Source organism: Roseovarius pelagicus (assembly GCF_025639885.1).
Taxonomy (GTDB): Bacteria; Pseudomonadota; Alphaproteobacteria; order Rhodobacterales; family Rhodobacteraceae; genus Roseovarius; species Roseovarius pelagicus.
Genome location: NZ_CP106738.1, coordinates 3,347,094 through 3,366,655, shown reverse-complemented (window position 1 = coordinate 3,366,655; position 19,562 = coordinate 3,347,094). Strand labels below are relative to the sequence as shown.

Genomic DNA, 19,562 nt, shown 5'->3' with positions numbered 1-19,562 from the left:
CCGCCGGACAAATGGGATCAAACAATGCAAGACGACGTTCTGATAATAGTACATGCCTCGGCACCACGACGCATTTTTGCAGTGGGAACGCTGCTGGTATTGGGCGTGATCGTCCTGTACCTCGCGATCGCCCGCCCGCCCCAAGACTTTGGCCTTCAAGCGTTTCTGATTGGATTTGGACTGATCGTCCTGTGGCTGACAGAACGATTGCGCCGGGCGACCCGCAGCACGTTGGTATTGACCGAAACCCAGTTGCGCACCGACAGCGGTGAAGTGCTGGCCGAAGTGGCCCAGATCGAGTCGCTGGACCGTGGATTCTTTGCGTTCAAGCCATCAAACGGCTTTCTGGTGCGCTTGACGCACAAAGCACCATACCGATGGGAGCCCGGAATGTGGTGGCGCCACGGTCGTCGGATCGGCGTTGGCGGGGTCGCCGCCGCCGCCCAGACCAAGGCAATGGCAGAAATGCTATCTGCGATGATCGCGCAGCGCGACTAACCATCCTGCGCTTTTCGATGCATCGGCGCCCTATACTGGACGCATGACTTGCAGAAATAAGCTATTCGTTTTCCCAGACGATCTGCGGGGCAAAACGCGGGCTGGTCAGAACACGGGTTTCGATCATCATGCCATCATTGATGCCCACATCGAAAATTGGTGGATAAGTCGAGCGGCTTTCCATCACGATGACCTCCTCTCCGTCACGCATGACGGGCAAGGTTTCGTGCGAATTGCGCACATCCGCGTTGGTAAGCGGATCAAACGTTCCGTCGCCGCGAACTTGGGACCAGCGCACAGCGTATTGATCGCTGTCCGCATCGTATTTCACCACAGAGATCCGCATCTGATTGTCACCTTCGTCATTGGTCATTGTGTCAAAGACGGTCTTGGCACTATCCAGATAGGTCGGTGTAATCGTCTGCATTTCACGCGAGATCATATCGGCAATTGTATAGCTCGCCTTATCACGGGCAGAATTGTAGCGGTGCAACTCGAAAAACTCATAGGTGGCTGCGAGCGCCCAGAAAAGCAACGGCAGCGTCAGCACCGTCTCAAGCGTTACAGTCCCGGTCTCATCGTCGCGAAACCGCTTGAACCATTGGATCAGGGGAAGCGTGTACATCAGAGTGGCTCCTGTACGAATGCCGACATTGATACGATGGACAACTGGCCACTGGCACTGCTCTGCAGTCGGCTCCCCAGTTCCCAAGCGGGGAAAATCGGGTCATATTGCAGGCACGCACGCAGGAACATCAGTTGGTTTTGCTGGCCCGGCGTAAAACTAAGCACTGGTTCGCCCTGTTCCTCGCGCTCGGTGCACATCACTTCGCCACCCAACGTCGTCAGATTACGCATATCTGACGGCACCATCTCCAGACGCAGATTGGTAGAGCATTCGTTGATCACCAGCGCCTCTTCGCAGATGCGATCCTTGATCGCGTCATGCGTCGGCGCTGTACCGGTCCCGAGCCGAATATCGCGCACAGCGATATCTAGCCCGCGCTCCAGCATTACATGCCGCAAGGTGATCATGCTCAGTTCGAGCGACATGATCATCAATCCAAGGTAGATCGGAAAGACGAGAACGAATTCGACAGACGCGCTGCCATCTTCGTTTCGGCGAAATGCCCGAAGTGTTCTTCGAATGAGACTAATCATTGCGTCAACCTCAGGTTCACCACGTTCGAAGCAATCGAATTGAACGCATCGTTGATGTTCACGCCTTCCGCCCGATAGTAGTGGGCCGCAGAAGACGCACAGTCTTTCAGCTCGGTCTCGGCAGTCCCGCCCCGGCTGATTTCAAAGCCGATGGTGTAGACGACGACGCCTTTGTTCTTGGTCGCGGTACAGATGTCGTCCATCATGCCGTCCTTGTCCGACCCGTTCTCGGAATTCGAGTTGCGGTAATCGTTCCAAGGCCCCCAATCACCGGTGATATCCCCGTAATACTCTGGCGACATACGGCCCCAGGCCTCTTCCCAGTCCAGCGCCTCGCTGCTGATGAATCCCTCTAGCGTTTCATCAAGACGGTTGAACGCATATTCACTGATCCACTCGCCCTCTTGGATGTTCCAATAGCGGTCATCGTGCACATCATGCAGGAACTCTGCAGATTGCTCCGGACCAGAAGCTTCGTACACGCATTCCCAGTTTTTCTTCGAGCATTTGTTCTCGCTGTAACTCGTTTTGTGCTTGTAGATATGGTACGCGTATTTGAACTCCATCTGCTGCCACTTCACCTGAACAAGATCAGAGTTGGGACCGCGGTAGCTGCTGTTGTCATTGAACAGGTACGACGTCGTATTTTGCCCGTCGCCCATCATCACGATGACCTTGAGTGTTTCAGCCTCAGTATAGCTGGCGGGAATATCCGTCAGTTCATCATCAATCAGTTCAGCCCCTCGTAGCGAGGTTGCGACGGAGTGGAATTTGGGATCGAGCAGCGCAGCCCCCCACTTCATCCCCAAATGTCCGGACGTATTGCCGTCGGCATGCAGCGAATCGATCTTGGTATGCAGGTTACTCTCGCTGATCGAATAGGGTGTGATCTCGGCCCGGTCTTCAGTAAAGCACGACCTCCAGCTGGCGGTCAGGTTGTCGAAACTGCCGTAAAGTGATGTATAGATTTGCTGGTCGTAGGTCGCATCGGGGTCGATGCTGGCCGAATTGTAATCATTCTCGTCGAACCGCAGACAGGTCGAGTAGTGATGCGTCTCATTGACAGTCAGCGCCTCATAGATGCCCTCGCCCGGTGCGACATTCCAGCTGAACGGCACGACTGAAATCACACTGTCACCATGCTCTGAACTGTTCAGGATCGTCGTGACAAAAGTCTTGGCAGCCGCTTTCAGATTGGTAAGCTTTCTGTTGCTGCCCATCGAACCCGAAACGTCGAGGACCATCGCGACCTCAAGTTTCGGCACACGGCGAACAGCCACCGATGCTGCGGTTGCCGTAAGTGTTTTCACGCCACTCAGATGCATCAAGTGCGTGTTCATCTCTTTCGACGCGCTGGCTTTGACCATGCTGGAGTTCAGCGTGGTCACGATGTCATCCTCGCCCTCACCATCGTCGTCGATCTCATGCAGGTAATCGGTCATCTGCGCCTTGGCGAAATAGTCCTCGACGATGGCCTTGGGATCAGCACCAAACGGTGCGCCCGCGGCTGCCAACACCGCATTGTCCAGTGTGTTTTGAAGGCGCGCGCGCTCCATCTCTTGGCGCGATATGTCAATGGCGATACCACCCGCGACAAGCATCATGATCAGAATGAAAAATGAAAACACGATCACCGCACCATCCTCGTCACGGGCAAAGCCCCGCAACCATGAATGGGATCGGGTCGACATACGGTTCGGGCGCATGATGGCGTCGCCAACAGACGAACGGAACTGCGAACGATGACGTTTCACTTGTTTACCTCACAGACCAGTATCGCAATCCGACACGGAATTGCTCATCCTTTTAATCACCTACCACTGTGGCGAAATTAGGGCCAAATCGAGCAAAACATTGGTGAAAACTATGATATTTATCAACATTTTACCGATCATCCGCCTACTGTTTCCCCGCCCGGGACAATGCCCGGAAAAAGGTGGCTGCAACGGGTTTATGTCGCGACCCGGTCAGGGATCACTGGACAAAAGGGCGTCAGGGTTTAACCATGTCTTAGCAATCAGCGTCATACACACCAGTGTCCGAAAGAGCCGGACCTGCGTGCAGGGAGGGACCAAATGGCCAGCGCAAAAGAACCAAGTTTCCGTGAGAGTGTCGATCTGATGTTCAACCGCGCGGTGGCGCTGATGGACCTGCCCCCGGGGCTGGAAGAAAAGATCCGGGTCTGCAACGCGACATACACGGTGCGCTTCGGCGTTCGCCTGCGCGGGCAGATCCACACCTTCACCGGCTATCGCTCGGTTCATTCGGAACATATGGAACCGGTCAAGGGCGGCATCCGCTATGCGATGGGCGTCAACCAAGATGAGGTCGAGGCGCTTGCCGCGCTGATGACCTACAAATGTGCTTTGGTAGAGGCACCTTTCGGCGGCTCCAAGGGGGGTTGCGCATCGATCCGCGTGAATGGGACGAACATGAACTGGAACGGATCACCCGCCGCTTTGCCTACGAACTGGCCAAACGCGACCTGATCCACCCCAGCCAGAACGTTCCGGCCCCCGACATGGGCACGGGCGAGCGCGAAATGGCGTGGATCGCCGACCAGTACCGCCGGATGAACACCACTGACATCAACAGCCGCGCCTGCGTCACTGGCAAACCCGTGAATGCCGGTGGCATTCAGGGCCGGACCGAGGCCACGGGCCGGGGTGTGCAGTATGCATTGCAGGAATTTTTCCGCCATCCCGAAGACATCAAGGCCGCTGGCCTGAGCGGCACGCTCGATGGCAAGAAGGTCATCGTGCAGGGCCTCGGCAACGTGGGGTACCACGCCGCCAAATTCCTGAGCGAAGAAGATGGCTGCGTGATCACCGGGATCATCGAGCGTGATGGCGCATTGGTGAATGAAAAGGGTCTCAACGTCGAAGCAGTGCACAGCTGGATCGCCAAACATGGCGGCATCACCGGGTATGCGGACGCCAAACATATCGAGAACGGTGCGAGCGTTCTAGAAAGCGCCTGCGATATTCTGATACCCGCCGCACTGGAGGGGGTCATCCACATGGACAATGCCGCCAACATTCAGGCCCCGCTGATCATCGAGGCGGCGAATGGCCCGGTGACCGCGGGTGCAGATGAAATACTGCGCGAGAAGGGCTGTGTCATCATCCCTGATATGTTTGCCAACGCGGGCGGTGTGACGGTGTCCTATTTCGAGTGGGTCAAGAACCTGAGCCATATCCGGTTTGGCCGGATGGGACGACGTCAAGAAGAGGCGCGCCACCAGTTGCTGGTCGATGAACTGGAAACGCTGAGCGCGGACAAAGAACTGGGCTGGACCCTGACCGATGGGTTCAAACAAAAGTACCTGCGTGGTGCCGGCGAGCTGGAGCTTGTGCGCTCGGGCCTGGACGATACGATGCGCGCTGCCTACCAGTCGATGCGCGAGACATGGCACGGACGCAAGGATGTAAACGATCTGCGCACTGCGGCCTATCTGGTCTCGATCGACAAAGTCGCATCGAGCTACCGCGCACTGGGCCTCTAAGGCGCCCTCACCTGCAAAACGAAAAATGGGCGGCCCCGGATTGGCCGCCCATTTCATTTGTAGATGATGATCTGTCAGGGTGCGGTCGGACCGAACGCTCCGCGCGCGCCTTCGGATACCTTTGAAGAACACGAAGAAACCGATCGCCAACAGTCGGTCCGTGCTGCCCCTTCGGTTAACGGCCATGGCGGTTGCATTTCGCGCCGCGAATTGATCAAGTCGGTGTGACCAACAGGGAGACAGCGCATGGGCTTTTCAGGCTGGCGCGTTCTAAAGGAAGGGCTGTCCGGCAACCGTGGCTGGGACGCACATTGGCGCGATGCAGCGCCAAAGGATGCCTACGATGTCGTAATCATCGGCGCGGGCGGTCACGGGCTGGCCACTGCGTATTACTTGGCCAAGAACCACGGCATCACCAATGTCGCAGTGTTGGAAAAGGGTTATCTCGGCGGCGGTAACGTGGGGCGCAACACAACCATCGTGCGCGCCAACTACATGATGCCCGGCAACTCTGAATTTTATTCGCATTCACTCAAACTGTGGGAGGGCATGGAGGCTGACCTCAACTATAACGTCATGCACTCACAACGCGGGCAGATCGTGCTGTTTCATTCCGACGGTCAACGAGATGCAGGTGTGCGGCGCGGCAACGCGATGATCAATCAGGGCGACGATGCAGAGTTGCTCAGCCGTGCCGATGTGCGCCGGATGCTCCCTTACCTCGATTACCACAATGCACGGTTCCCGATCTATGGCGGCCTCTTGCAACAGCGGGCCGGGACCGCGCGGCATGATGCTGTGGCATGGGGCTACGCCCGCGGGGCAAGCGATCGGGGCGTCGACCTGATCCAGAACTGCGAAGTGACAGGCATTGATATCGAGGCAGGGACTGTCAAAGGTGTGCAGACCACGCGCGGCGCGATCAAGGCCAAGAAGGTGGCAATCATTGTCGCTGGCCGTTCGGGGCAGGTTGCGGCGATGGCGGGCATGCGACTGCCAATCGAGAGCCACGTCTTGCAAGCCTTTGTCACAGAGGGGCTGAAACCCTGCATTAACCATGTCGTCAGCTTCGGCATGGGGCATTTCTATATTAGCCAATCGGATAAGGGCGGGCTGGTGTTTGGCGGCGATCTGGATTTCTACGCCTCCTATGCGGCACGCGGCAACCTGCCGATGGCCGAGCATGTGATGGAAGCGGGCATGACCCTGATGCCGATGATCGGCAAGGCCAAGGTGTTGCGCAGTTGGGGCGGCATCATGGACATGACGCCCGACGGCTCGCCCATTATCGACAAGACTGGCACCGACGGGCTCTATATTGATTGTGGCTGGTGCTACGGTGGGTTCAAGGCGGTCCCCGGATCCGGCTATTCAATGGCCCATCTGGTGGCAACGGATACGCATCACGAACCCGCAGCGCGATATCGGCTGGATCGGTTCCGCACTGGACGCGGATTGATGGATGAGGAGGGAACCGGTGCGCAACATAATCTACACTAGCCTCGCAATCGCCCTGACCGGCATGGCCACCGCGCAGCAAGGTCCGACACCGGGCTGTTATGCGCGAGAATACAGTAAGGCGCATCTGGACAAGTATCCCGATCAGGTGGCACGCGCCGTTTGGCTGTGGATTCAGGATCAGGATTTTACCGGCACCCCGGAACGACACGCTTGGCTCCTCGTCGATTTTGCCAATCAAGGTCATGTCAAACGCGATGGACATGGCGCCCAACGGCTTGATCAAGGGTTGGTTTGCTTTGAAACCGGCGAAGGGCACAAGGGATGCGCGGTGGATTGCGATGGCGGATCGTTTGTCGTCACACGCGAAACTGACAGCGCCCTCACCATCGCAACCGAAGGCCTTTGGGTTGGCGATACAGAAGAGTGCGGCGGTGCCATCAACATTGCGGAATTTCCCGGTACACAAGTCAAATATCGGCTGAACCGGGTCGACGAAGTGCAGTGTATGGCTCAGGTAGAGAACTGATATGCGGTTGAATTGCCCCATCTGCGGTGCCCGCGACCGCCGCGAGTTCACTTACATGGGCGACGCCGTTGCACTGGAGCGGCCAGAACCCGATGCTGGACCGCAGGCGTGGGATGACTACCTGCATAACCGCGACAACCCTGCGGGCACGACCCGCGACCTGTGGTATCACGAAAGCGGTTGCACCGCATGGATCGTCGTGACCCGGAACACGGTCACACACGAGGTTTACGGCACCGAACTTGCCAGCAGTCTGGCTGAGGCACGGCCATGAGGATCGACGGGAAGGGCCAGATTGATCGCACACAGCCGATCAACTTTACCTTCGATGGACACCGCTATCAGGGGTTCGCGGGCGATACGTTAGCATCTGCTCTTCTGGCGAATGATATTCGTCTGATGGGCCGCTCGTTCAAATATCACCGCCCGCGTGGTGTACTGACCGCAGGCAGCGAGGAACCGAACGCCCTTGTGACCACGGGTCTTGGCCCGGCGCAGGAACCAAATGTGCGTGCCACCACGCTGGAATTGCACGAGGGGTTAATTGCACGCAGCCAGAACCGCTGGCCTTCGCTGGGCTGGGACGTAATGGCCGTCAATGATCTGGCCGCACCCTTTCTCGGGGCCGGGTTTTACTACAAGACATTCATGTGGCCGCGCAAATTTTGGGAAACGGTCTATGAGCCGATCATCCGCCGAGCAGCGGGTCTGGGGGCCTTGTCCGGCGACGCGCCGTCCGAGAAATACGAGCGCGCATGGGCGCATTGCGATCTACTGGTGATCGGTGCAGGTCCGGCGGGTCTGATGGCCGCACAGGTGGCGGCAGAGGCCGGGGCCGACGTGATCATCGTCGATGAGGACACCCACCCCGGCGGGCGTTTAAAATCTGAACAGTTGGAAGTGGACGGCATACCGGGGGCGCAATGGGCGACCGATCTGGCCGATGATCTGGCCGCCATGTCCAATGTCCGGATCATGGTGCGCACGACTGTAACGGGCGCATATGATGGTGGCACCTATGGCGCTCTGGAACGTCTGGCACCGGACCAGGCGGCACGCCCCGGTGCCCCGTGCGAGTGTTTCTGGCGGATCGTGACCAAACGTTGCATTCTTGCAGCTGGCGCGATGGAGCGCCCTGTGGCGTTTCAGAACAATGATCGCCCCGGCATTATGATGGCCAGCGCCGTGCGCAGCTATCTCAATCGTTGGGGCGTCGCGGCGGGGCGCAACGTGGCCGTGTTCGGCAACACCGACGATGCACACCGGACAGCGGCAGACCTGATCGCGGCAGGCATTCATGTCAGCGCCTTGATCGATGCGCGCCACCACGCCACGACGGATCTTGACGTGCCGTTCTACGCAGGTGCGCAGGTATGCAATGCCGAGGGCAGAAAGGGGCTGGAGGCCATCACCATCAGTCGCGCATCTGGTATGGACAAGGTGCAGACCGAATGCCTCGCGATGTCGGGCGGCTGGAACCCGGCAGTGCATTTGACCTGCCACATGAACGGACGACCGGTCTGGAACCCGGACATTGCCGCCTTTGTGCCCACCGACGGGGCCATACCGGGGATGATCACGGCCGGCGCATGCCGGGGCGATTTCTCGACTCGCGCCTGTCTGGAAAGCGGCGCAACGGCAGCGGCAGAGGTGCTGGTGGAGTTGGGGCTGAAGGCGCCGCAGATCGACATCCCCAAGGCCGAAGACAGCACCTATGACATCACCCCACTCTGGGCCGTGCCGGGCAAAGGGCGCGCATGGCTGGATTTCCAGAACGATGTGACGGTCAAGGACGTGAAACAGGCCGCCACCGAAAATTTCCGCTCGGTCGAGCATATGAAACGTTACACCACCCAGGGTATGGCCACGGATCAGGGCAAGAGTTCCAACGTGGCCGCCCTCGCGGTGCTGGCCGACGCCACCGGGCGCGGTATTCCAGAAACGGGCACAACCACATTCCGCCCTCCTTATGTGCCTGTCGCAATCGCCGCGATGGGGTCAGGCGCGCAGGGTAAGGGGTTCGCTCCGGAACGTTTTATGACCAGCCACGTCGCGACGGTCGAGCGCAACGCGCCGATGGTCGAAGCGGGTTTATGGTATCGGCCCAGCTACTTCCCTCAGAAAGGCGAGACTCATTGGCGGCAATCCTGTGACCGCGAAGTGAACATGGTGCGCGGTGCGGTTGGGGTGGCCGATGTCTCGACCTTGGGCAAGATCGACATTCAGGGGCCCGATGCCGCCATGCTGCTTGATTTGGTCTACACCAACAGGATGTCGACGCTAAACGTGGGGCACGTGCGTTATGGGCTGATGCTGCGTGAGGATGGCCATGTCATGGACGATGGCACATGCGCGCGGATGGGTCAGGCACACTATTTGCTAACCACCACGACGGCGGCGGCGGGACAGGTGATGCGACATCTGGAATTCGTGCATCAATGCCTTGTTCCGCATCTGGATGTGCGGATCATGTCGGTGACCGAACAATGGGCACAATTTGCCATCGCCGGGCCGAAATCCCGCACCCTGCTGGACGATCTTCTGGGCGCAGAAAATCCCGAACTGCCATTCATGGGATGCGGTCGGGTCGCTCTGGGCGATATCAGCGCGCGTCTCTTCCGCATTTCGTTCTCGGGAGAGCACGGCTATGAGCTGGCTGTTCCGGCACGTTATGGCGACGCCCTGTTTCGCGATCTGCTGACCCGCGCCGAGGCACTGGACGGCGGCCCCTACGGGATGGAGGCCCTGAATGTTCTGCGCATCGAAAAGGGGTTCATCACCCATGCAGAAATCCACGGGCGCATCACGGCGGGCGACATCGGTATGGCCCGGATGATCAGCGCCAAAAAGGATTGCATCGGCAAGGCGGCGGCAGCGCGCCCCGGATTGATCGAGGACGGGCGCGAGCAACTGGTCGGTTTGACGCCGGTTGGAGCGGTCAAGGAACTGACCAGCGGCGCGCATCTGTTCAATCAGGGGGACGATGCCGTGCGCAGCCATGATCAGGGTTACATCACCTCTGTCGGGTTCTCACCGACATTCGGCTGTTTTCTGGGGCTTGGGTTCCTCCGCGATGGCCTTGACCGACATGGCGAGGTGGTGCGCATGGTCGATCATCTGCGCGGCGTCGAAACCTTGGTCAAAGTGCAGGACCCCGTTCAATTCGACCCGGATGGAGGCCATACTCGTGACTGAGCTTATCGCCAAAACACCCTGTCAGGGTTTATTGCCGATCGAAATCGGTGATCTTGTCCTGTCCGAAGCACACGTGGGAACGATCACGTCGATCAGCCCCTATAAGGGCAAGGATGATGCGGCATCCGCGTCGCTGAAGGCAGCGCATGGGATGGCGTTTCCCGCGCCGAACCGTACAACCGGCAAGGAAGGCAACCGCGCGGTTTGGTTCGGCCAGCGTCAGGCGTTGCTGATTGGTCCTGCACCTGATCCGGTACTCGTCGATCACGCGGCGCTCACTGATCAGTCCGACGGTTGGGCTGTGGTCCGCCTGACCGGGCCGGGGGCAGCGAATGTGCTGGCACGGCTGGTCCCTCTTGATCTGCGTGACAGGCATTTCAGGACCGGGCACACGGCACGCACCGACCTGATGCACATGAACGCCTCACTGACACGCATCGGCGCGCAAAGTTGGCAGATCATGGTCTTTCGCGCTTTTGCGCAGACACTCGCCCATGATCTGAAAACTGCGATGCAGGGCGTTGCGGCCCGTGCAGGGGTCTGACAGGATGGTAGCCTGAAACGCCACACCAGTCAGGGTATCGCCATGTTCCGCACCGCCGCCATCGTCTCGCTCGTTCTCTTGGTGCCCGCAAGTGCCTATGCCACAGATGATAAGGCAGCCAATTGCGCCGCCACGGCCGGCATCGTTTCGCGCGCTGTCGGCGAGCGCAACGGCGGCAATACACAAGAAGGCGCCACAGATTTCCTGACTTCTGACGAGGGTGGGATCGAAGAGAAATATGACGCGGCAGTGCCAATGCTGGTCGAATGGGTTTACACCCTGCCCGAGGATCAACTCACTGATGAAGCGGCCACCGCGTTTGAAAAGGCATGTCTGGCGCATAACTGAGTCACAATGACGACCCCGTAGGGTGCGCGGCAGTTCCGCGATCACACCACGCGACTTATCTAATCGCAGCCCATCTTGGCTATGGCGCCGACTCAGCCCATATTAGTGCAATGTCTTTGCCCCCCGGTTTCCTAGATGAATTGCGTACGCGTACCTCGCTGACCCATGTGGTCGGACGCAAGGTGATGTGGGACAATCGAAAGTCGAATCCCGGCAAAGGCGATATGTGGGCCCCCTGCCCGTTCCACCACGAGAAAACCGCCAGTTTTCACGTGGATGATCAAAAGGGGTTCTATTACTGCTTTGGGTGTCACGCCAAGGGCGACGCGATCAGCTTTGTCCGCGAAACCGAGAACGTTGAATTTATCGACGCAGTGCGCATTCTGGCAGGTGAGGCAGGCATGCCCATGCCCGAACGCGACCCGCAGGCTCAGGCCAAGGCGGACAAGCGCACCCAACTCATCGAGGTGATGGAACACGCTGTGCAGTATTTCCGCCTCGCGTTGAAAACGGGTGCCGGGGCGGCAGCGCGCGCGTATCTGGACCAGCGTGGACTGGACGCCGCCACACAGGACCAGTTCGAAATCGGTTTTGCGCCGGATGGCTGGCAGAACCTCTGGGACCACCTGACCGGGAAAGGCACGACACCCGAGTTGATCATGGAGTGCGGCCTCGCCCGCCCCAGCACCAAGGGCGGCAAGCCCTATGATGTGTTCCGCAACCGCATCATGTTTCCGATCCGTGATGCACGCGGGCGCTGCATCGCGTTCGGCGGACGCGCGATGGACCCAAACGACAACGCCAAGTACCTCAATTCGCCCGAAACCGAGCTTTTCGACAAATCTCGTACCCTGTACAATTATGCGCCCGCCCGCGAAGCTACGGGTAAAGGCGCGCCGCTGATCGTGGCCGAAGGTTACATGGACGTGATCGCACTATCTCAGGCTGGCTTTGGCGCGGCTGTGGCCCCTCTGGGCACAGCCATTACCGATAACCAGTTACAGTTGCTGTGGCGCGTCACGGATGAACCGATCATGGCGCTGGACGGGGATCGCGCCGGACTGGCCGCCGCGCATCGGGTGATTGATCTGGCACTGCCATTGCTGGAGGCGGGCAAATCCCTGCGCTTTGCCCTGATGCCCGAAGGCAAGGATCCCGATGACATTCTGCGCGCCGAAGGCAAGGGCGCTGTGCAAAAGCTGCTGGAAGGCGCGCTGCCGATGGTGCAACTGTTGTGGCAGCGCGAGACCGAAGGGCGGGTTTTCGACAGCCCCGAGCGCAAGGCCGCGCTGGACAAGGTCCTGCGAGAGAAAATCAAACTGATCCGTGATCCTTCGATCCGCACCCATTACGGTCAAGCGATCAAAGATTTGCGTTGGCAACTGTTTTCGCCGCGCAAAGGCCCGCGGAAAAATGGCGATCCCCGCTGGACAAAACCCGAAATGTCCGCCCGCGCCAGCACAAAATCCTCCATGTTGGCCACGTCCGGCAACCGCGCACAAGACCATATGCGTGAGGCCGTGATCCTTGCGTCTCTGGTGGCGACACCTGAAATCTGCACCCAGTTCGAAACCCCGCTTGAACATCTGGAATGCCGCGACCCACTACACGCACAACTACGCGACCTGCTGTTGCATCATGCCGCAAATGGCAGCGATACCCTTCGCGCTGAAATAGACCGGTCTCTGGGGTCCGACACCCTTGAAAAGTTGATGACACTGCCCCATGTCGCCATAACACCGCCAGTGCGCCAACCCGGCAACGCCGAGCTTGCCCAGATGACAGTTGCCGAGGAACTGGCCAAAATTGCCGCGACACGTGGCTTGAAGGCCGAAATCGTGGACGCGGCAGAAGATATGATGGGTCTTGCCGATGAGGCCGTGACATGGCGCCTGGGACAAGCCGCAGAAGCACGCAACCGGGCCGTGCGCAGCCAGCACGAAGACAAGGCTGAATATGACTTCGCCGAGAACGGCGCGCGAATCAATCGTGGTGAGCGCGAGGAATTTGATGCACTTCTGGACAAGATCAGCTTCTCCAAAACGCGCCGTTGAGGTCACTTGGGGAATAATACTTAACAAAAACAGGGTAAACGGGTTGCGAATCAGTACACGAAACTGATGATTCGTTTCTAGCGAATCACCCGCGCCTCAGCTCTCAGGAGAATTTTATGGCCGCCAAGGACAACGACGACCAGAAGCCAGACGATCAGGACGCCGAAATGTCCTTGGACATGAGTCAGGCTGCGATCAAGAAAATGATCGCGGAGGCACGGGAAAAAGGCTTCATCACCTATGACCAGTTGAACAAGGCGCTGCCGCCGGATCAGGTCAACTCGGAGCAGATCGAAGACGTCATGTCGATGCTGTCCGAGATGGGCATCAACATCATCGAAGCCGATGAAGTCGAGGAAGAAGAGCAGAGATCAACTGCTCTCGCCGAAACCGGCAAGCGGGGCGAGATCGTTCTCGGCTCTGGTAAGGAAGAGAAACTCGACCGCACTGATGATCCGGTGCGCATGTATCTGCGCGAGATGGGCAGTGTTGAGTTGCTCAGCCGCGAAGGCGAGATTGCCATCGCCAAACGTATCGAGGCCGGCCGCAACACCATGATCGCGGGCCTGTGCGAAAGCCCGCTGACCTTTCAGGCAATCACCATCTGGCGCGACGAACTTCTGGGCGAGGATATCCTGCTGCGCGATGTGATCGATCTGGAAACGACGTTTGGCAACCAGATGGGCGACGATGGCGAACCGGTGGTCGAGGCCGCCAATGTGTCGGCCCCGCCATCCTCGACCAGCACCCCCAAAGCCGAGGGCGACACGCAGGAACTCGACGCTGATGGCAATCCTATCGCCGATGACGATGACGACGATGAGGACGAACAGGCCAACATGAGCCTCGCCGCGATGGAAGCTGCGCTGAAGCCTGCCGTGCTGGAGACGCTTGATCGCATCGCCGATGACTATATCAAGCTGAGCGAGATGCAGGACAGCCGCATTTCGGCGACGTTGAATGAGGACGGCTCGTTTTCGTCCAAACAAGAAGACACCTATCAGGTCCTGCGCTCCGAGATTGTCGAGTTGGTGAACTCTCTGCACCTGCATAACAATCGGATCGAGGCATTGATTGACCAGCTTTATGGTATCAATCACCGGATCATGATGATTGACTCGGCGATGGTGAAACTGGCCGATCAGGCGCGCATCAACCGTCGCGAGTTCATCGACGAATACCGCGGACGCGAGCTTGACCCCACTTGGTTGGAAGATATGGCAGCCAAATCCGGGCGCGGCTGGCAGATGTTCATGGAACGCTCGCCCGAGAAAGTGGCAGAGTTGCGCGCCGACATGGCACAGGTCGGGCAGTATGTCGGCCTTGATATCCCCGAATTCCGCCGCATCGTGAATCAAGTCCAAAAAGGCGAGAGCGAAGCGCGGCTGGCCAAGAAGGAAATGGTCGAAGCCAACCTGCGTCTCGTCATTTCGATCGCTAAGAAATACACCAACCGCGGTCTGCAATTCCTCGATCTGATTCAAGAGGGCAACATCGGCCTGATGAAAGCCGTGGACAAGTTCGAGTATCGCCGCGGCTACAAGTTCTCGACCTATGCGACATGGTGGATCCGTCAGGCGATCACGCGCTCCATCGCCGATCAGGCCCGCACCATCCGTATTCCGGTCCATATGATCGAAACGATCAACAAACTGGTCCGCACCGGGCGCCAGATGCTGCACGAGATTGGCCGCGAACCGACACCAGAGGAGTTGGCAGAAAAGCTGCAAATGCCGCTGGAGAAGGTCCGCAAGGTGATGAAGATCGCCAAGGAACCTATTTCGCTGGAAACGCCTATCGGCGACGAAGAAGACAGCCAGCTTGGCGATTTCATCGAGGACAAGAACGCGGTTCTGCCGCTGGACAGCGCCATTCAGGACAACCTGAAGGAAACCACCACGCGCGTCCTGTCGTCCCTCACCCCACGTGAGGAACGGGTGTTGCGCATGCGCTTTGGCATCGGGATGAACACCGACCATACCCTAGAGGAAGTCGGCCAGCAGTTCAGCGTCACCCGCGAACGTATCCGCCAGATCGAGGCCAAGGCCCTGCGCAAGCTCAAGCACCCGTCGCGGTCGCGCAAGTTGCGGAGTTTTCTGGATCAGTGAGTTAGTCAGGCAGCTTGCAACCCTGAGTAGTCTTCCTATGATCGCAAAGCACGGCGCGCCGCTGGGGAGTGCCGCCTTGGAGAATCGAAAATGCGTATATTGGTTGCCGCCTGTTTTCTTGGTGTAATGATCGCCGCTGGCGCAAATGCCCAGCAAAAGGCCAATTGCGCGGCGCTCTCTGGTCCTGTCAGCCAAGCGAGCCAAGGGTTTTCCGGCATGTTCATTTCCATGCAAAAATTGGATTACCGCAAGATTGGACTGGAATTCACTGGTAAAGAACGTGCGCAGTTTCTGAAGATGGCAGAACTCCAAGACCGCCTTCTACCGGTATTTGAAGATTATCTTTTTGAGTTGGAAACCCTTGGTCTGATGATGTCGCGCTGTTCACGTTGAGCGCACAGCAGCTCGATCGAGATGGCCGATGATGAAGGATCGCTCGTCCTTGCACTGCTGCGCGTTTGCCGGGACTCTGTGAAATCATCGCTATCGGGCTGGCTGATATCGCAGGCTTAAAGGGCGGGTTTAGCAGGAATTTTAGCCTTTCACGCAGTATTTGCCCATGGACATGAAACCTTTTGCTTACCAGCGCCGTTGTATGGGTAAGACAATGGGAGAATACAATGTCACGCTTTGCTGCTATTTTAATGCTGTGCCTGCCCTTGGCCGGTTGGGCCATCGCTGACGATGAAACCGGGATGTTCGAACCGAACATCATCGAAATCCGCGTGGCTGCGGATGAATTGGCCGAATGCCGCCAGACCCTGTCCCAACTTGAGGAACGCGCCGTTTACACAGACGATGGCACATGGGTACCGGATCTCTTTGGCATGGCCGACGATGCTGAAACGGTGTGCGTGATCGACGCTTGAACGTCCCGCTTACGTGGTCCAGATTTGGGCCATGCACACAAGCTTTTCCATCGCGACCCGTGGACCGGGCCTATATGAATTCACTCGTGAAATAGCTGAGTGGGTCAGCGGTGATGGGCTACTGACCCTCCTCGTACAACATACATCCTGTTCGTTAATTATTCAGGAAAACGCCGATCCAGAGGTGCAGACCGATCTGCGCGCATATTTCGAACGGCTGGTCCCGCCGACAACCGATCCTGCGATGTCATATCTCACGCATACCTACGAGGGTCCAGACGACATGCCAGCGCACATCAAGGCGGCAGTGCTGCCCGTGAGCCTGAGCATACCAGTTCAGAATGGGCATCTGCGGCTCGGCACGTGGCAGGGTATTTACCTGTTTGAGCACCGAAATGCACCGCACCAACGACACGTGGCGGCCCACCTGCTACTCGATAGCTTTATCGATTGACCCCGAGCGCGACGCACACCTTTTCCGCGCGCGATCCATCCTCTGAACGCCTATCTTGGGGCATAAAATTGCATCTACCCAAAACCTAGCGGCTCCCCTATAGTGGCTGTGGATAACTTGGGCATCAGACCCATCATCCAAGAGGCAGAGAAGAGAAAAGGACACGCCTATGCGTTGCCCGTTTTGCGGAAATATCGAAACTCAGGTAAAAGATTCCCGTCCCGCCGAAGAGCATGTCTCGATCCGGCGCAGACGGTTTTGCCCCGGATGTGGCGGCCGGTTCACCACCTACGAACGGGTGCAGTTGCGAGATCTGGTCGTGGTCAAAACCAACGGTCGGCGCGAGGATTTCGACCGGGACAAACTAGAACGATCCATTCGTATCGCGCTACAGAAACGCCCGGTTGAGCCCGAACGCGTCGAGCAGATGATTTCCGGCATCGTTCGCAGACTGGAAAGCATGGGCGAGACAGATATCCCGTCCAAAACCGTCGGTGAAATCGTGATGGAGAGTCTCGCTCGGATCGATACAGTCGCCTATGTCCGCTTTGCCAGCGTCTACAAGAATTTTCAGGCGGCGGATGATTTCGACAAATTCGTCAGCGAATTGCGCCCTGATGCCGCGGGCGGTGAAGACAAGCAAGGCGCGTGAGCCAACACGACATCCGCTATATGCGCATGGCCCTGATGCTGGGCCGCAGGGGTCAGGGTAATACCTGGCCCAATCCTGCTGTCGGTTGCGTGATCGTATCCGCTGGTCGCGTCGTGGGTCGTGGCTGGACCGCGCCGGGCGGTCGACCTCATGCCGAACCACAGGCGCTGGATCAGGCAGGCAGTGCGGCGCAGGGTGCCACTGCCTATGTGACATTAGAGCCCTGCTCGCACCATGGCGTTACCCCCCCTGCACTGACGCGCTGATTGCCGCAGGGATCGCGCGGGTCGTGGCCCCTTTTGCCGACAGTGATCCACGCGTGTCGGGACGCGGATTCGACAGGCTGCGCGCAGCGGATATCGAGGTCACAACCGGCATAATGACCGATCAGGCAGGCCGTGATCTGGCGGGTTTCCTTTGCCGCACCGAACTGGGCCGGCCCGAAGTGACGTTGAAACTCGCCACCTCCTTTGACGGACGGATTGCCACAGCCAGCGGGCATAGCCAGTGGATCACCGGGCCAGCGGCGCGGCGCGCCGTTCACGGTCTGCGCGCGCGCCACGATGCGGTCATGGTAGGCGCTGGAACAGCGCGAGCGGATGACCCCGGCCTGACGGTCCGAGACATAGGCGTTACACATCAGCCAGTGCGCGTGGTGGTATCACGCCGCCTAGACATTCCGCTAATGTCCCAACTGGCCCGCACCGCACGCGACGTGCCTGTTTGGCTCTGTCATGGCCCAGATGCCGATGCCGCATTGATCGACGCATGGACTAGCCTTGGCGCACGACTGTTGCGTTGCGACCTGATCGGTCGTCAGCTTGACATGGCATCAGTGCTGCGTGGCCTTGGCGATGCAGGGTTGACCCGGGTGTTCTGCGAAGGTGGCGGCGCGCTGGCCGCGTCACTGCTGAGTACTGGGCTGGTTGACCGGCTGGTGGGGTTCACTGCCGGGCTTACCATTGGCGCAGAAGGGTTACCCGGCATCGGTGCGTTGGGGATCGCGCGCTTGGAAGAGGCACACAGATTCACACTGGAATCCGTACAGCCGGTAGGTGACGATATCATGCATCTGTGGCGTTGCGGCTGACGCCAAAACACTTCTGATTTTCAATGGACGCTACCCGCGCAGAACCACTTCAGCCCCGCGTTCTTCGGGCTCATCGTCGATCAACTCGGTCGGAAAACCGGGGGCCCGAATGTCCAGTCCTGTCGCCTCTTCCAGTCGCTGTATGATTTGGTCAGACTGCGCCCGCTCGCCATAACGTCGTTGCCCGTCGGACATGATTTCGATGATCAGCGGTGAGATTTCCAGCGGGACATCATGCTTGTCCGCCAGTTTCTGGAACAGGCCGATATCCTTTTGCACCAAATCCATGGTGAAATTCACGTCCCGTGATCCCGACAGGATCAACTGGCTCTCGGTTTCGTGCACGAACGAGGTGCCCGACGATATCTTGATCGCCTCATAGGTGGTGCCCATGTCCAGCCCGGCGGCCTTCATCACGGTCAACGCCTCGCAGAGCGTCAGAAGGTTGGCTGTGGCCAGATAGTTGGTCATCACCTTCAGCACGCTGGCACTGCCCAGATCGCCGGTATGCAGCACCCGGCGCCCCATGATGGTCAGAATGGGCAGGATTCGTTCGAACGTGGCACGATCACAGCCCGCGTAAATACTGATATTGCCCGTGTCGGCGCGATGGCATCCACCCGAGACAGGGCAATCCACTGCCGCGCCGCCACGCGCGATCACCTCATCACCCAGTCGCTTGACCTCGCCCGCGTCAGTGGTGGACATCTCCATCCAGACTTTGCCCGGACCGATCTCGGGCAGCATCTCCTGCATAACCGCATCGCTTGCGGCCGGACTGGGCAGGCAGGTGATCACAGCATCGCACATCGCCATCATCTGCGCCGGGCTGCCGCCCGCCGCTGCACCCCGATCCACGAACCGCGCGACCAGATCTGTGTCGAGGTCGTGCACGACCAAATCCACGCCATTGCGCAGCAGGCTGCCCGACAGTTTGCCACCAACATTGCCGAGTCCGATAAATCCGATTTTCATATGTGCCTGTCCTGCCTCAAAGCGATTCACTCCGGCCAAGCTGACGTGCGGTTTGCGACGTGTCGACTATTTTCGCGACCTAAGCCCGGTTTAGTTGGACCCTTTGGCATGCTCTTCGGGCC

At 58.6% G+C, this 19,562-nt stretch carries 17 protein-coding genes and 2 pseudogenes; 15 read left to right on the top strand and 4 right to left on the bottom strand.

Going from position 1 to position 19,562, the window contains the following annotated elements:
- Positions 1-24 precede the first annotated feature (24 nt).
- Complete coding sequence (locus N7U68_RS17705) at positions 25-498, top strand: hypothetical protein (RefSeq protein WP_165193343.1); 474 nt, start codon at positions 25-27, stop codon at positions 496-498.
- Between the two features lie 61 nt (positions 499-559).
- Here N7U68_RS17705 and N7U68_RS17700 read toward each other — a convergent pair whose 3' ends face one another.
- The 3 genes from N7U68_RS17700 to N7U68_RS17690 are packed head-to-tail and all read right to left on the bottom strand — an operon-like array spanning position 560 to position 3,413.
- The gene (locus N7U68_RS17700; protein WP_165193345.1) at positions 560-1,123 is read right to left on the bottom strand and encodes a TadE/TadG family type IV pilus assembly protein; all 564 of its coding nucleotides are present in this window, start codon (positions 1,121-1,123) and stop codon (positions 560-562) included.
- A complete protein-coding gene (locus N7U68_RS17695) occupies positions 1,123-1,659 on the bottom strand; it encodes a TadE/TadG family type IV pilus assembly protein (RefSeq protein ID WP_165193346.1) in 537 nt (178 codons plus the stop codon). The genes N7U68_RS17700 and N7U68_RS17695 overlap by 1 nt, the downstream gene beginning before the upstream one ends.
- A complete protein-coding gene (locus N7U68_RS17690) occupies positions 1,656-3,413 on the bottom strand; it encodes a TadE/TadG family type IV pilus assembly protein (RefSeq protein ID WP_263047675.1) in 1,758 nt (585 codons plus the stop codon). The genes N7U68_RS17695 and N7U68_RS17690 overlap by 4 nt, the downstream gene beginning before the upstream one ends.
- A 321-nt stretch (positions 3,414-3,734) precedes the next feature.
- Between N7U68_RS17690 and N7U68_RS17685 the strand changes: the two are divergent.
- The 14 genes and pseudogenes from N7U68_RS17685 (at position 3,735) to ribD (ending at position 18,465) form a co-directional block, all read left to right on the top strand.
- Positions 3,735-5,164, top strand: a pseudogene (locus N7U68_RS17685) (Glu/Leu/Phe/Val family dehydrogenase).
- Between the two features lie 246 nt (positions 5,165-5,410).
- Entirely contained in the window at positions 5,411-6,664 is a 1,254-nt protein-coding gene (locus N7U68_RS17680) for a sarcosine oxidase subunit beta family protein (RefSeq protein ID WP_263047674.1), read from the top strand.
- Positions 6,642-7,151, top strand: a complete 510-nt coding sequence (locus tag N7U68_RS17675) for a hypothetical protein (RefSeq protein ID WP_263047673.1) — start codon at positions 6,642-6,644, stop codon at positions 7,149-7,151. Before N7U68_RS17680 ends, N7U68_RS17675 begins: the two co-directional genes overlap by 23 nt.
- 1 nt (position 7,152) lies before the next feature.
- Positions 7,153-7,425 carry a sarcosine oxidase subunit delta gene (locus tag N7U68_RS17670; RefSeq protein WP_263047672.1) on the top strand — a complete coding sequence of 91 codons (273 nt, stop codon included), beginning with the start codon at positions 7,153-7,155 and terminating at the stop codon, positions 7,423-7,425.
- Positions 7,422-10,346, top strand: a complete 2,925-nt coding sequence (locus tag N7U68_RS17665) for a sarcosine oxidase subunit alpha family protein (RefSeq protein ID WP_263047671.1) — start codon at positions 7,422-7,424, stop codon at positions 10,344-10,346. The genes N7U68_RS17670 and N7U68_RS17665 overlap by 4 nt, the downstream gene beginning before the upstream one ends.
- Entirely contained in the window at positions 10,339-10,890 is a 552-nt protein-coding gene (locus N7U68_RS17660; RefSeq protein WP_263047670.1) for a sarcosine oxidase subunit gamma, read from the top strand. The genes N7U68_RS17665 and N7U68_RS17660 overlap by 8 nt, the downstream gene beginning before the upstream one ends.
- A 42-nt stretch (positions 10,891-10,932) precedes the next feature.
- Entirely contained in the window at positions 10,933-11,238 is a 306-nt protein-coding gene (locus tag N7U68_RS17655) for a hypothetical protein (RefSeq protein ID WP_263047669.1), read from the top strand.
- A gap of 110 nt (positions 11,239-11,348) precedes the next feature.
- Positions 11,349-13,292 (top strand): DNA primase, encoded by a 1,944-nt coding sequence (gene dnaG / locus N7U68_RS17650; protein ID WP_263047668.1) that lies wholly within the window; start codon positions 11,349-11,351, stop codon positions 13,290-13,292.
- 116 nt (positions 13,293-13,408) lie between these two features.
- Positions 13,409-15,400: an RNA polymerase sigma factor RpoD gene (gene rpoD, locus N7U68_RS17645; RefSeq protein ID WP_165193360.1), complete on the top strand. Its 1,992-nt coding sequence runs from the start codon at positions 13,409-13,411 to the stop codon at positions 15,398-15,400.
- Positions 15,401-15,490: 90 nt separating this feature from the next.
- A complete protein-coding gene (locus tag N7U68_RS17640) occupies positions 15,491-15,793 on the top strand; it encodes a hypothetical protein (RefSeq protein WP_263047667.1) in 303 nt (100 codons plus the stop codon).
- A 227-nt stretch (positions 15,794-16,020) separates the two neighbouring features.
- A complete protein-coding gene (locus N7U68_RS17635) occupies positions 16,021-16,269 on the top strand; it encodes a hypothetical protein (protein ID WP_165193363.1) in 249 nt (82 codons plus the stop codon).
- Between the two features lie 31 nt (positions 16,270-16,300).
- A complete protein-coding gene (locus N7U68_RS17630; RefSeq protein WP_263047666.1) occupies positions 16,301-16,723 on the top strand; it encodes a secondary thiamine-phosphate synthase enzyme YjbQ in 423 nt (140 codons plus the stop codon).
- Positions 16,724-16,892: 169 nt separating this feature from the next.
- Positions 16,893-17,375 (top strand): transcriptional regulator NrdR, encoded by a 483-nt coding sequence (nrdR, locus tag N7U68_RS17625; protein ID WP_165193366.1) that lies wholly within the window; start codon positions 16,893-16,895, stop codon positions 17,373-17,375.
- Positions 17,376-17,395: 20 nt separating this feature from the next.
- A pseudogene (gene ribD, locus N7U68_RS17620) lies at positions 17,396-18,465 on the top strand (bifunctional diaminohydroxyphosphoribosylaminopyrimidine deaminase/5-amino-6-(5-phosphoribosylamino)uracil reductase RibD).
- Positions 18,466-18,495: 30 nt separating this feature from the next.
- Here the strand turns inward: ribD and N7U68_RS17615 are convergent.
- A complete protein-coding gene (locus N7U68_RS17615; RefSeq protein WP_263047665.1) occupies positions 18,496-19,440 on the bottom strand; it encodes an NAD(P)-dependent oxidoreductase in 945 nt (314 codons plus the stop codon).
- Between the last annotated feature and the right edge of the window lie 122 nt (positions 19,441-19,562).